The organism is Synergistaceae bacterium, from assembly GCA_031267575.1.
Lineage (GTDB): Bacteria > Synergistota > Synergistia > Synergistales > Aminobacteriaceae > JAIRYN01.
This window is the reverse complement of the sequence record JAIRYN010000067.1, coordinates 1-14,227: the sequence shown is the minus strand read 5'-3', so window position 1 is coordinate 14,227 and position 14,227 is coordinate 1. Positions and strand designations below refer to the sequence as shown.

General features: G+C 51.6%; 11 protein-coding genes, 1 rRNA gene and 1 riboswitch. Of the genes, 9 read left to right on the top strand and 3 right to left on the bottom strand.

The window, feature by feature from the left end; translation table 11 throughout:
- The first annotated feature begins 78 nt into the window (after positions 1-78).
- Entirely contained in the window at positions 79-444 is a 366-nt protein-coding gene (locus LBJ36_11030; GenBank protein ID MDR1379565.1) for a flagellar protein FlaG, read from the top strand.
- A 102-nt stretch (positions 445-546) separates the two neighbouring features.
- Here the strand turns inward: LBJ36_11030 and LBJ36_11025 are convergent, their stop codons facing one another.
- On the bottom strand, positions 547-1,092 hold the full coding sequence (locus tag LBJ36_11025; GenBank protein MDR1379564.1) for a flavodoxin family protein: 546 nt from the start codon (positions 1,090-1,092) through the stop codon (positions 547-549).
- A gap of 86 nt (positions 1,093-1,178) precedes the next feature.
- The gene (locus LBJ36_11020) at positions 1,179-3,923 is read right to left on the bottom strand and encodes a valine--tRNA ligase (protein ID MDR1379563.1); all 2,745 of its coding nucleotides are present in this window, start codon (positions 3,921-3,923) and stop codon (positions 1,179-1,181) included.
- A gap of 240 nt (positions 3,924-4,163) precedes the next feature.
- Between LBJ36_11020 and LBJ36_11015 the strand changes: the two genes are divergently transcribed.
- From LBJ36_11015 to LBJ36_10980, 8 genes are all read left to right on the top strand, one after another.
- Positions 4,164-4,946, top strand: coding sequence for a methyltransferase domain-containing protein (locus tag LBJ36_11015; GenBank protein MDR1379562.1), 783 nt, complete (start codon positions 4,164-4,166; stop codon positions 4,944-4,946).
- Positions 4,947-4,951: 5 nt separating this feature from the next.
- On the top strand, positions 4,952-5,878 hold the full coding sequence (locus LBJ36_11010) for a glycosyltransferase family 2 protein (GenBank protein MDR1379561.1): 927 nt from the start codon (positions 4,952-4,954) through the stop codon (positions 5,876-5,878).
- Positions 5,879-6,041: 163 nt separating this feature from the next.
- Positions 6,042-7,802: a hypothetical protein gene (locus LBJ36_11005; GenBank protein ID MDR1379560.1), complete on the top strand. Its 1,761-nt coding sequence runs from the start codon at positions 6,042-6,044 to the stop codon at positions 7,800-7,802.
- A 209-nt stretch (positions 7,803-8,011) separates the two neighbouring features.
- A riboswitch (glycine riboswitch) is annotated at positions 8,012-8,145 on the top strand.
- A gap of 296 nt (positions 8,146-8,441) precedes the next feature.
- A complete protein-coding gene (locus LBJ36_11000; GenBank protein ID MDR1379559.1) occupies positions 8,442-9,647 on the top strand; it encodes a hypothetical protein in 1,206 nt (401 codons plus the stop codon).
- 45 nt (positions 9,648-9,692) lie between these two features.
- Positions 9,693-10,106, top strand: a complete 414-nt coding sequence (gene gcvH, locus LBJ36_10995) for a glycine cleavage system protein GcvH (protein MDR1379558.1) — start codon at positions 9,693-9,695, stop codon at positions 10,104-10,106.
- On the top strand, positions 10,099-11,448 hold the full coding sequence (gene gcvPA / locus LBJ36_10990) for an aminomethyl-transferring glycine dehydrogenase subunit GcvPA (GenBank protein ID MDR1379557.1): 1,350 nt from the start codon (positions 10,099-10,101) through the stop codon (positions 11,446-11,448). The genes gcvH and gcvPA overlap by 8 nt, the downstream gene beginning before the upstream one ends.
- Before the next feature lies 1 nt (position 11,449).
- Entirely contained in the window at positions 11,450-12,916 is a 1,467-nt protein-coding gene (gene gcvPB, locus LBJ36_10985) for an aminomethyl-transferring glycine dehydrogenase subunit GcvPB (GenBank protein ID MDR1379556.1), read from the top strand.
- Positions 12,917-12,965: 49 nt separating this feature from the next.
- Positions 12,966-13,946: a lipoate--protein ligase gene (locus LBJ36_10980; protein MDR1379555.1), complete on the top strand. Its 981-nt coding sequence runs from the start codon at positions 12,966-12,968 to the stop codon at positions 13,944-13,946.
- A gap of 178 nt (positions 13,947-14,124) precedes the next feature.
- Here LBJ36_10980 and rrf read toward each other — a convergent pair.
- A 5S ribosomal RNA gene (gene rrf / locus LBJ36_10975) occupies positions 14,125-14,227 on the bottom strand; the annotation flags it as partial.

Below are 14,227 nucleotides of genomic sequence, written 5' to 3'. Positions count from 1 at the left end.
AGGGGGCGTTTCGGCGCCCCCTTCTTTGTAATTTAAAGTTTATAATTTAAAGTTTGTAATTTAAAGAAGGTGAGGACTATGGAGATTAAGTTGCCGAAAACTCCTTTTTCCAGCTCCCTGCTTCTCGAAAAAATCCAGAGCGGGGTTTTTGGAGGAGCCACGCCTTCCGTCGAAGCGGTCCTACCCCAACAGACGCTCCAGGACCAGGCTGACGCCTTCGACCATAAAACACTTTCCGAACTGCTGGAACACACGGTCGACCTCCTTTCCATATTCGACAGAGAATTAAAGTACGAGATCTTGGAAGAAGCTGGCGTGGTGCAAATTCAGGTGATCGACAGCCGAGACGGAAAAGTCGTTCGCAAAGTGCCCGCGGACGAAGTGATAAAATTCCTCGCAGCCCTGAAAGAACAAATTGACGACCGAGTGGACATTTTTGCCTAGCCAGAAAACGGTAGAAATGCGTAACCACGTAGAGACGCACGGTAGTGCGTCTCTACGTCTACGTCTACGTCTGCGTCTGCATTTGCGTTCGTTCCGGTCTCTTTACGGGGTCGCGACCAATTCTTTCGACGCTTGCTCAATCACGGCGAGCATCGGCTCCCGGTTGAATCGCGTGACGCCTATACGTTCGAAGGGAATCGCGCCCACGTGACGGCACCAAAGTTCCATGTCGGTGAGGCAGGAGACCGTACCATTCCCCGTTCCCCCTGCCGCCGCCACCAGGTTGGTTTTCTTTCTCGCCAAAACGCTTCCGTTCCCTTTTCTAGCTTCGCAACGACGCAGACGGTCGCAAAAATATTTTATCCGCTCGGACTGCTGACCCCAATAAACAGGCGTTACCAAAACCAATCCTTCCGCTTCCTTCAGGCGCGCCTGCAACACGGAAAATTCGTCCTCAATCACGCAACGGTGCTCTTCTCGGCAAATCCCCCAACCATCGCCGCAGACAAGGCACCCCTGTATCTTTAAGGCGCACAGATCAATGATTTCTCCGGTCTTCCCGGCCTGTTCGAGCCCTCGTAGCGCGGCGCGGCCACATGCCGCCGTAAGGCCATCCGCGTTTGGACTTGCCGTGATGACAAGATACATATTTTCGCCCCCCAATGTCGATTATTAATGAATAATTATTGAAGCTCGTTCGTCGGTCGTTGCTTTCTACCGTCGGTCATTGCTTTTTACGAATTGAGACTCTTTAAATTTTCCTCCAGGCGCGCGATCTGAATTCGCCCCTCGGCGACGCGGGCGCGCTCCTTCTCCACGACCTCCTGGGGAGCGCGGGCCACGAAATCCGGCTTGTCCAAACGTCCTCGGCTGACGGCCACAGATTTTTCGATCGTCGCCAAATCTTGCTTCAGACGCGCAATCTCCGCGTCCAGATCCAGCACGTCCCCCACTTGGAGACTAATTTCCCCTTCTCCCACCACCGAGGACAGGCAAGCAGACGGGCGTGGCGCGGACAAGGGCAATACCTCAATTTCTTTGACGCGGCAGAGCATGACAACCAAGGGCAGGGTCTCCGAAAGCATCGCCGTCACATCGGGACGATCCACGCGAATGACGGCTTTACCCATCCACTGCTGTGGAGCCACGTGCGCCTCGGCCCGCAGATTCCGCAAAGCACGTGTCACGTCCTGAAAGCTCTGCATCGTTCCTCGGATCGAAAGGTCCCGGTATTCGTCTTTGATCTTCGGCCAAGGCGCCATCATGATGGAGTTGATAGAGTTGATAGAGTTGATGGAGTTGATGGCACTCTTCCCTTCGGTGTTGTCGCTTTCCGCGTCATAGCCAAAGGCAGCCCACAGTTCCTCCGTCACGAAAGGAATGAAAGGATGCAGCAAGGGCAACAATGTCCTGAAGGACTCGTCCAGAACCCCCTGGGCCGTTTTCTTGCGCTCTTCCCCTTCTTCTCCCCGGAGGGCGGGTTTAGTCATCTCCAGGTACCAGTCACAGAAGTCGCCCCAGATGAAATCATATAGCATACGCGCTGCCGCGCCGATGTCATACTCGTCAATCAAACGCGTCTCCTGCTCCAGGACCTCCTGGATTCGGGAGAGGATCCAACGATCTTGAAGCCGCAAGTAAGCTGGGTCGATGCTCCAAGATTCGTCGTCCAGATTGATCAGGGCGAACCGGGCCGCGTTCCACAGCTTGTTCATAAAGAAGCGGTAAGTTTCGATCTTCCCCGCGGACAACAAGATGTCGCGCCCTTGGGTCGAGAGTGCCGCCAGTGCCATGCGCAGGGCATCGGCGCCGTACTTGTCGATCATGTCCAGGGGGTCAATGACATTGCCTTTGGACTTGCTCATCTTCTGTCCGTGCTCGTCCCGGATCAGGGAGTGGATATAGACGTCTTTGAAGGGTTCCGTGCCCATGAACTCCAACCCCATCATGATCATGCGAGCGACCCAGAAGAAGATGATGTCAAACCCCGTTACCATCAGGGATGTAGGGTAGAAGTACTCTAGCTCCGGCGTCTTGTTCGGCCAGCCCATAGTGGAGAAAGGCCAGAGCGCACTGCTGAACCATGTGTCCAGCACGTCTTCGTCCTGGGTGATGTTCTTACTTTTGCAGCGCTCGCACTCGTCGGGGTCAGAGGCGGAGACGGTGACGTGCCCGCAATCCCCGCAGGTCCAGGCGGGGATACGGTGACCCCACCAGAGCTGACGGGAGATACACCAGTCCCGGATATTTTCCATCCATTGAAAATATGTTTTCTCCCACTGCTCGGGAACCCAGCGGATGAGGCCGTCTTGAACCGCCTTCACCCCTCGCTCGGCCAAGGGTTTTGCCCGGACGAACCACTGCTCCGACAGGTAAGGCTCCACCGTGGTGCTGCATCGCTGACAATGACCCACCGCGTGGGTGATCTCCTCCACTCGGATCAGAAATCCCCGTTTCTCTAATTCCTCCGCCGCCTTGACGCGGGCCTCCTGCACAGAAAGCCCCTGGTACGCGCCGGCCGCCTCGTTCATGATCCCTTGGTCGTCGATCACCTGCAACTGGGGCAGATCGTGACGCAACCCCACCAGAAAGTCGTTGGGGTCGTGGGCAGGGGTGATCTTCACGCAGCCGGTTCCAAACTCCGGGTCTACCATATTATCCTCGATAATGGGAATCGCGCGCTGGGTTCCGTCTCCCGTCAGAGGCACTCGGACTTTTTTGCCGATCAGATGCTTGAATTGCTCCGACCGGGGGTGAACGGCGATAGCCACGTCGCCCAGGATCGTCTCAGGGCGGGTCGTTGCCACCGTTATGCCTCCTTCGCCTTCCTCGAAGGGGTAGAGGACGGTGTAGAACTTGCCCGGCTTCTCGTCATACTCCACCTCCAGGTCGGAGAGGGCTGTGTGGCATCGGGAACACCAGTTGATAATGTACTTTCCCTTGTAGATCAAGTCCTTTTTGTAGAGTCGCACGAAGACCTCCCGTACCGCCCGCGACAGCCCCTCGTCGAAGGTGAAGCGTTCGCGCCGCCAGTCGCAGGAGTTCCCCAGCTTTTTCATCTGGGTGATGATACGGTCGCCGTAGATTTTCTTCCACTCCCAGACCTTTTCGACGAAAGCCTCACGCCCCAACTCGTGGCGCGTCTTACCCTTGGCGGCCAGGTCTTTCTCGACGACGTTCTGCGTCGCGATGCCCGCGTGGTCCGTACCCGGAAGCCATAAGACGCTGTAGCCCTGCATTCGCCGCGCACGACACAGGATGTCCTGAAAGGTGTTGTTGAAGGCGTGCCCCATGTGAAGTGAACCCGTCACGTTGGGCGGCGGAATCACGATAGAGAAAGGAGGCTTGGACTTGTCTACTTCAGCGTTGAAAAGTCCTTTTGCGACCCAAGCGTCGTACCACTTTTCTTCTATTGCGTCGGGAGAGTATCCCTTGGCCAGATTTCTGTTTCTTTTTAACTTCTCTTTTTGCAACTGCATCTTCCATCCCGTCCTTCCGCCGAGAGTGATTTTTTGTCCTTCGGTTACGTTCTGTCATATTAACACTTGTTCCTACTCACGAAAAGGCCGGAAGGTGAGGATCCTGATACTTGTCACAATCATATTTTCCAGGTGACAGATGATTTTTTGACAATCGTTTGGTATACTTCGCAGAGGTATTCGTAAAAAGTAAAAAAGTAAAACCTTGGTTATCACAGAGGCCGGATTGGGGAATGGGCAATGGTAGACTCTTTAGTGCAACATCAACAAGAACATTTCGACAAAATCGCGCGTGAATATCATGAAGCGCGCGACAATCCGAGGTCTGATTTATTAAAGAAGAATATCTGGAAAGCCGCGTTTAGAAACGCACGTTTATGGAATTTGAGCGATCCGGTAAAGGTATTGGAGGCGATGTGTGGTTCTGCGGACGGATATAAAATCCTGCAAGATAATCTGAGGTTAGATTTCGAGTATCATGGCTTCGATTATTCTAAAGAAATGATACATTACGCTCAAAAAAAATATCCCTTTTTGTCTTTTTCCATTCAAGATGTCACGAGCTATATTTCTGAAGAAACATATGATTTAATCATTCTTATTGGCGGCTTGCATCACGTTTATTCCAATGTCGATAGAGCTATACGCAATTTAAGCGGAGTTCTGAAAAAGGGAGGTATTTTCATCAATTTTGAACCTACTAACAATAATTACTTTCTCAAAAAAATAAGGTCGTCAATTTATAAAAATAACGCTCTCTTCGATGATTCAACAGAAAAAGCCTTTGAAACTCCTGAATTGCGCCGATTATTTCTAAATCACGACTTAAAGGCCATTGATACTTTATATCCGGGGCTTTTAGCTTACATTTTATGGTACAATCCGGATGCTTTCCCTTTTTTAAATCATGGATATTTAAAAATGGTGTCACTGCTAAGTTCCTTGGAAGACAGATGTCTATGGAGAACTTGTTTAGCGTATTACATGTCTTTTGCCACACTGACGATTTATAAAAAAATATAAAGAATATGAATACGGAAAAGTTGTTGTCAATAGTGATCCCTGTCTTCAATGAAAAGGAAAATATTGTTCTTCTTGTTGAAAAAATACACGAGGTGATCGCCAATCAAATCGAATATGAAATCGTCCTTGTGGATGATGCCAGTACAGATGGCACATTGGAGCTTTTGCGCGGTCTGAGCAAACAATTTCCATCCAGAATACGCTATATTTCTTTTGCCAGAAATTTTGGGCACCAAGTGGCGCTGAGAGCGGGGTTATTGTACAGTAAAGGCGACGGCGTCATAACGATGGATGGAGATTTTCAGCATCCTCCCGAAATAATCCCTTTACTGTTGGAACAATGGATAAATGGATGCCAAGTGGTGAGCGCCAGGAGAAAAAATGAAAAGGAAGGCGCACTAAAAAAGCTGACATCAAAGGCTTTTTATAAATTGAACAATGTGTTGACCGAATGTCGAATAGAGGAAGATGTCGCTGATTTTCGCCTTATAGATAGGCGCGTTGTGGAGTACATCAATAATTTGAAAGAAGAACATTTGTTTATAAGGGGAATAGTAGCATGGTTGGGATTCACTCACGGTTATGTCGATTATGAGCAACCAGCAAGATTGTATGGAAAATCGAAATACACGCTTAAAAAAATGTTCATGTTGGCTTTTTCCGCAATTACATCGTTCAGTGTCAGGCCTTTACGCTGGGCATTGTTGATAGGGGTATTTTTTTCTTTGGCCGCGTGGAGTTATGGTTTATATGCGATTATCGCTTACCTACGAGGTTCGGCTTTGCCTGGCTGGACTTCGATTTTAGCGAGTATTCTGTTGATTGGAGGAATACAGTTGATGTGTATGGGCATTATTGGGGAATATCTTGGAAAAGTTCATATGCAGGCAAAATATAGACCTTTTTTTGTCATAAAGGACAAATCGGAGTAGACAATAGGCGGCGTAAATTATCCGCTTATGGGGGGGGGTAGAGACTGTGCGACGAAGTTATATTTATTGTTTAGGATTTCTCATCACTATTGTCTTATTATGGCCCCTCTACCGAGGAAAATTATGGATCATTGATGATCACGCGATCGTAGCTTCACGTTTGGTGATGGAGAAAAACGATCATGATGTTTTGCGGGCTTTTCGGGCGGTTCTCTCGAAAACGGAAGTCGTTCAATGGGGGCAGACGGGACGTTATCGTCCGGTATATTATTTCTGGCAAACCGCAAAAATATATTTATTCGGGATGAACGCTGAAACTTGGTTTCTGTGTAATTTCTTCGTCTTTTTCTTCTCTATCATCTGCATAGGGCTGTCCATCCATTATTTTTACCCTGCGCCTTTCGTTCTTTTAGGGATGTTGTTTTTTGCGGCGCTGCCCTGTTATGTGGACATTTGGGGAAGATTGGGCCCGTCCGAAATTGAAGGTTGCCTGTGGACGGCAATGTTCATTTACGGCTTTGCCCGTTATGTCAAAAACTATTCTTTCGCCTGGTCTGTGATGTGCTTGGCCGCTTTCATGGCGATAGGCGTCAAGGAAAATTTTGTTTTGCTGTTGCTTCCGTTACTGACTGTACTCGCGTACAGTGTTCTGAAAAAACGCCCGATCAGACGGCAAGTTTTTTCCATTCTTTTTCCTTGGGGCATGGCTTGTGCTGTCTGGGGTTCCGTTGCTCTTTATACCTCCAGACTATCGGAATCCGTGGATATTTACGGGCGATCATTATCTTTGTTCGCGAGAGCAAGGGTGGTCTTTGATTTCTTCTACGAAGGACCACGCGCCGCCATCATCGCGGCAGCTTTTCTTCTTTTCTATGTTTGTTGGTGTTTTGCGAAGAACAAAATAGAGGACACGAAAAAAACCTGTGCCGCGATGGTCGTGCTCTCGGCCTGTGTTCTAGGAAACTTCATTTTTTATAACGGTGACACTGGCTTGGTGTCCCGATATGGATATGTGGAACAATTGTTTTTAGTCATGCTTTTTTTCGTCGCCCTTTTTCCTTTGCGGAGGACATTGACATACGCGTGGCGCGGGAATGCGCTTTTCAGGCGTCACCTTCTGCGCTGGAGCTGGGCGCTGGGTCTTGTAAGCGTTCTGATCATTCTTGGCCTTACGCGGGTCAACGCTTTTCGCGTGGCGCAAACGCTGGCGTTCGATGACTTTTTGAATCGGCTGAAATCTTACGAGAATGTCCAAGTTATCAATTTGGGACAAGCCTTGTCTTCCTGTGAACCTTATCCTAGCCTGAAGACTTTCGCGGAGGCTGGGCGAGCGCCAAGGGTCTATTACTTCCCCGTTTGGGCCGAACCGGAGAACACGTTCCAAAAGAGCTTGCGGGATATTCTCATGCGAGACGCCGCCCTCGACCCCGCTCCGCCGTTGACGCCGGATACCGCACTTGCCGAATTCAGCCCCAATGGATGGTTTCGTTTTATTGAGCATTCGTCTCCGCATCGGGATATTGAGCAGACAATCCTGATAAGCGGCTGGAGAAAAAATATCGGGTATCTTGGGAAATTTTTGGGAAGAGCCCCAGAGAAAGGACGCCGTTCCGCTGAAGAGAGAATGGTTTTGGCGCTTCCCATCGATAAAATTCAGGCTTGTAAAATTATCGTACACGCGATCCCCTTCAATGCCGAAGATCAGGAAAGCGGTGTATCTTTTTACTGTAATGGCTCTGAAGTCAAAAGAACGAAACTGAAAGACTACGACGGCGGATTCGTGTTCGAGATTCCGGAGGAAGTCGTACAAAATTCGCCTCTGCATCCCAACCTCATTCAGTTGGAGGCGCGCGTTGAAAATTCCGACCTCGGTCATCTCAACGGTTTGACGTTCTATTCCATTGATGTTCTACCTATAGAGTAATCAAGTAGACGGAGTAATCAAGTAGACGGTCGCCCGTTAGTCGAGTGGCCGTCCTCTCACACCACCGCGCGCACTGTTACTGTTAAAGTATACAAAAAACAGAACATAACAAAGCCTCGCAACCATGAGGAGCAACGAACAACACAGGCTTGATTTGCCTCTTGACAAATTTTAAAACTCTCCCATAATACACTATCACATAACCCTGAAAGAAAGGTACGTGAGAGACTTTGGTCTTACGTTTCGTGAACGACGCGTAAAACCGAGGCGCCGAAGGGGCAAGTTTTGAGCTGGCCGCGGGTCGAAATGGAAACTCTCAGGCAAAAGGGATCGTACCTGGACAGGACTCTGAAATGACGAATTTTGAGTGCCTATGATGTCGTGACAGAGGAATTTTGTCTTAAGGGGGAACTGTGTCATGTGGTATCCCATATAAGTAATCATAATGGTCCAATTCAAGTAAGATATTCACACGATAAGTTACTGTGAGTCACTGAAAAACTTTGCGTTGTTCACGGAATATTTTGTGTTGGCGTTCGCCAATCAAGATAGCTTATTGTTGGGTTGTTTTTTATTTTTTTCATAAACGCTTTCAATATTTCATTGGAAAGGAGAGATGGAAATTTGTTTAGGAAAACGGTGTTGAACGCGATCCATAGGGAACTCAAGGGAGAACTCACGGACTTTGGTGGATGGGAAATGCCGCTCTGGTACTCCACAGGCAGCGTCAAAGAGCATTTGTACGTTATCGAAAAAAGCGGAGTCTTTGACATCGGGCACATGGACCTCTTACGCGTCAAAGGTAAAGAGGCCTTCAACCTGATTCAACTTTGTCTGACCCGGAATATCTCGAAGTTAGGAGTTGGAGCGTGCGGGTACAGTATGATTCTAAACGAACAGGGTCATGTTGTAGACGACACCATCGTTTATAACCTTGGCAAGGACAATCTCGGCAAAGACGAGTACATCCTGATTGTTAATGCCGCGATGGGTCCGGCGGTACAGCGGCATCTGGAACAACATAACGTTTTTCAGGATGTGACCGTCACGGACGAGAGCGGATGCTTCAGCAAGATCGACCTCCAAGGCCCCGCCTCGGTCGCCATCATAAAAAGGCTCTTAGAAAAGGGTCGGGGAACGATAGAGGGGCTCCGGTATTTTCAGTTCCGCGGCGATTATTCCAACCCCGTATCCGAAATTGCCTTTGATGGGAACATCCCGATTCTGCTTTCCCGCACGGGTTACACGGGCGAGGTCGGGTTCGAGATCATCATGCCCTATGGCAAGACTCTGGACGTTTGGAACATGATCCTTGACGCGGGAGGAAGCGACGTCATCCCCTGTGGGCTCGCCGCGCGCGATTCCTTACGGGTAGGGGCCGTGCTGCCTCTTTCTCACCAGGACATCGGAAACTGGCCCTTCGTCCATACCCCGTGGGACTTTGCTCTTCCTCGAGACAAAGAGGGCAAGTTCACGAAGGACTTTATCGGCTCTGGAATCTATGACAACCCCCTTTCGTCGTACACTTACCCTTTCTGCGGGTTCGATCCCCGGAAAACCGAAACCCACGGCACATCCGTTCTTTGGGAGGAAGCACCCATCGGTACGGTATCCACCTGCGCCATCGACATGGCTATCGGCAGGATGGAAGGCAAAATTTACAGCGTTGCCAGTCCCGATAAGCCGGCGTCATTCAAACCCAAGGGCCTAGTCTGCGGGTTCGTTCGCGTGGAGCGCCCTCTAGAGCCGGGCGCGAAGGTGACGCTGAAAGACTCTCGCCGCTCCATAGAAGTAGAGATCGTATCGGATATTCGGCCGAACCGCACAGCGCGCGTTGGAATTTAACCATGATTTTTGAGACTTTTATTTTATTGGGGAGGTATATTATTAATGAAATCTTTTGAAGAACTGGATATCAGAGACGATTTGTTTTACGCGCAAACCCATGAATGGGTCAAAAAAACTGGCGGCAACGCGCGGATAGGCGTGGACGATTATGCTCAGAGCAGCCTGGGAGACGTCGTTTACGTGGAATTACCCTCTATGGGAACAGCGGTCACGGCGGGAGCGTCTTTTGGATCCCTGGAGTCCACCAAAGCCGTCAGTGATGTAAACTCCCCCGTGACGGGCAAGATCGTGGCCGTCAATGAAGCGCTCTCCGACAACCCTGACCTAGTCAATACTTCTCCTTACGAGGACGGGTGGATTATCGAGGTAGAGATGGCGGACTCGAAAGAACTCGACGCCCTGATGAAGAGCGACGCCTACCTTGCCTTCTTGAAAACCTTGGATCCCGTTGACTAGTGCTATGCGCTATCTCTCCCATACCCCCGACGACATTCGGGAAATGCTGGAGGTCATCGGGGTCAAAAGCATCGAAAAGCTGTTCGACTCCATTCCTCTCGACGTCAGGCGGGATTCGGAAATCGACATCGAGCCGAGAAGCGAATGGCGTCTGTCCCGCGAGTTCGAGGAAATGGCAGGAGCCTCAAATCTCGTGGCTTTTGTCGGTGCGGGGTCCTACGCTCATTATGTGCCAGCCCACATTCCCTACTTGGCGTCCCGCTCCGAGTTCCTCACGGCCTACACCCCTTACCAACCAGAGATTAGTCAGGGGACGCTCCAGGCGATCTTTGAGTTCCAGACCATGACGGCGAGTCTGCTGGGCATGGAAATCGCCAATGCGTCCATGTACGACGGGGCCAGCTCCTTGGCCGAGGCCGCGCTGATGGCTATCCGAGTGAAGAAAAAGCCCAAGATCGCCGTTTCGCGACTCAACCATCCCCACTATCTTCAGGCGCTGCGGACGTACCTCCGACCCACTGCCTTCGAGGTGGTGGAGCTGGAAGCGCGGGTCGACGGAACAACGGACTACGCCGCGATGCCCGACGACGTCTCCGCTCTGGTCGTTCAGTCCCCCAATTTTTTGGGAGTCATCGAAGATCTGAAAGCCGCCGCGGAGGCTGCTCACTCCAAGAGCGCTCTTCTGGTGGTCTCCTTTGCCGAGGCCATGAGCTGGGGGCTCCTCAAAAATCCTGGCAGCCAGGGGGCGGACATCGTTTCCGGGGAGGGGAAAAGTTTTGGAATCCCCCACAGCTTCGGCGGCCCCGGTGTGGGAATGCTAGCCTGCAAAAAAGACTTCGTCCGCGCCATCCCCGGACGCCTGGTGGGTGAGACCGTTGATAAAAACGGCGAGCGCGCCTTCGTTCTGACCCTGTCGGCCAGAGAACAGCACATCCGCCGGGAAAAAGCCGTCTCAAACATCTGCTCGAACTCCGGGCACAACGCCCTGATCGCTGCCATGTACATGAGTACGGCGGGCAGAGAGGGGCTGAGGGAAATCGCTCAACTCAATCACGACAAAGCCGTTTACCTGAAGACCGGATTGGAAAAGGTAGGTTTTAAACCTCTTTTCGACGTCCCATTTTTCAACGAGTTCGCCATGACGGCCCCCGCTGGTTTCGAGAAGCGTCATGAAGCCTTGTTGGAGCGGGGGTTCTTCGCCGGCCTGAAGCTGGATCTCTTCCCTGAGTACCAAGATCCCCGGTACAAGGATGCCTACCTCTTCTGCGCCACTGAAGCCCATACCCGCGACATATTGGACGCGTTCTTCGCTACTTTCACGATTCTGAAGGAGGTGGCCTGACATGGCCCCGCATCCAGGCACTCAAGGTTTGGCTTTTAGAGAAGGACTGCTGTGGGAAAGGAGCAAGAAGGGCCGCATCGGTATAAGCCTTCCCGAACAAGACGTTCCCAGAGTTGAACTGGACGAAGGTCTGGTTGGCGAGAAACCGGCACTGCCGGAACTTTCGGAGGTGGACGTGACTCGGCATTACACCAAACTCTCTACCTGGAACTTCGGCGTGGACACGGGAACCTATCCTTTGGGGTCCTGCACCATGAAGTACAACCCTAAAATCAACGAACACCTCGCCGGGCTTCCGGGATTCGCGAACTTGCACCCCTTGACGCCCTATGCTTACGCTCAAGGCGCGTTGAAGCTGATGTATGAGTTGGAACGGGATCTACTGGAGATCACGAAGATGCACGCCGTGTCGCTCCAACCCGCGGCTGGCGCCCATGGCGAGCTGGCGGGAATGTTGATGATCCACGCCTATCACGCCCATAAGGGCAAACAGCGTCACAAGATCATTATGCCCAGCACGGCTCACGGAACCAACCCAGCTTCCGCCGCCCTGTGCGGCTACACTCCGGTTCCCGTGCAGCTTTCCCCCGATGGGATCGTGACTCCAGAGGCAATCCGCGAAGTCATGGACGAGGACACCGCGGGCATCATGGTCACCAACCCGAACACCTTGGGGATTTTTGAGAAACACATCGCGGAAATCGCGCAGATCGTTCACGAAAAAGGCGGGTTGGTCTATGGAGACGGTGCCAATCTGAACGCCCTCATGGGCTACGCCGATATCGAAAAGATGGGCATCGACGTGCTTCACATCAACGTTCACAAAACGCTCGCCACGCCCCACGGAGGCGGAGGTCCTGGAGCTGGCCCCGTAGTGGTGCGAGATGTTTTGGAGCCCTTCCTGCCCGTTCCCAGGGTCATGAAAAAAAGAGAGCGATACGAGTTGGTTTGGGACACGCCTCTTTCTATCGGCCGGCTTCACTCTTTCTGCGGCAATTTCGCGACGCTTGCCCGCGCGCTGGCCTACACTCGCAGCCTGGGGCGGCATCTGAAGGACGTGACGGAGCTGGCGGTGTTGAACGCCAACTACGTCAAATCGCGACTGAAGGGACTTTACAACCTCCCCTTTCCCCAGCCCAGTATGCACGAGTGCGTTTTCAATGACGCCGCTCAGCACAAACAGGGAGTGACGACGCTGGACATCGCCAAGCGCCTGATCGACCTGGGTTATCATCCGCCTACGATCTACTTCCCGCTAGTAGTGGAGGGAGCTTTGATGATTGAGCCCACGGAGTCGGAATCGAAGGCCGACCTTGACGGTTTCGTGGAGGCAATGAAGACCGTGGCGGAGGAGGCGGCGACGAACCCCGACGTTGTGAAAAACGCGCCCCAAAACACGAAGGTGTCGCGCCCGGACGAGGTACAGGCGGCTCGTCACCTGATTTTGCGCGGAGAAATTCCTCAATAAAAAATTTAAAAAAACGGCGCGGCGCCGAAGAACCCTGAGGAGGCCTGAGATGTACGTGATTGAAAACCGAAACACCAAACCCCAGTACAATCTAGCGCTGGAGGAATACCTTTGTCTCCGGGCTGCGCGCGAGGAATCCCGTTTTTTCATGCTGTGGCGGAACGAACCGTCCATCATCGTGGGGCGTTTTCAGAATACATTGGAGGAAATCAACACGTCGTTTGTCGAGGAACGACACATACATGTGGTGCGCCGCAACTCCGGGGGGGGAGCGGTGTACCACGACCTAGGAAACATCAATTATAGCTTCGTCATGCCGGATTCCGGAGATTTCGACTTCGCTTTTTTCACCGAGCCGATCATTCAGGCCCTGGCAATCCTGGGGGTTCGGGCCGAGTTGTCGGGGCGCAACGACCTGGCTATCGAGGGCAAGAAGGTTTCCGGCGGCGCGCAATATCGAAGGGGCGGTGTCATGCTGCACCACGGGACTCTCCTCTACGACGCCGACTTGGAGATTTTATCCCAAGCCCTGCGCCCTTCCCAGGACAAGTTCCAGAGCAAAGCTGTCAAGTCCATCCGTGGTAGGGTGGGAAATATCAAGCCCTACCTGCAAGCTCCTCTATCGGTAAGCGAGTTTCAAGATTCTCTGCAACGCGGAGTCCAAGGTTTGACGCCCCTGGCTCTGGACGAAGACATTCTAGCCGAGGTCAAACGTCTTGAAACTGAGAAATACTCTACTTGGGAGTGGAATTACGGTTCGTCGCCCTGTTTCACAGAGCGCAAAAAGACGCGTTTTTCCTGGGGCGGGGTCGAGGTCTTTTTAGTTGTTGATGAGGGAAAGATCTCCGAATGTTCGTTCCGTGGGGATTACTTCGGCAGTGGAGAATATGCGCCGCTTCTCTCGTGCCTTGTGGGTTGTTCTTACACGAAAGAGAGCGTCGCCCAAGCGATCGAGGGGTTCGACACCCACGCGCTCTTCGCCGGTTCCTCCCCCACCGACCTAATCGCTCTGCTCGCACCGGAGATATAGCAAAATCTGGGGAGATATAGCAAAATCTGGTATGAGGATTTTTATTTTCCCCATAATCTCGTGAGAGAAGAATTTATATTTACGTCCCATAATGAGAATGCCGTTACCGCTTAAAAAATAAGAACTAGAAAAATAAAAAAGAGGGAGATTTACTTCCCTCTTTTTTATTTTTCTAGTTCTCTGGCAGAGACCTACTCTTCCGTATGTACCCCATACAGTACCATCGGCGCGGTCGAGCTTAACTTCCGGGTTCGGCATGGATCCGGGTGTGACCTCGACGC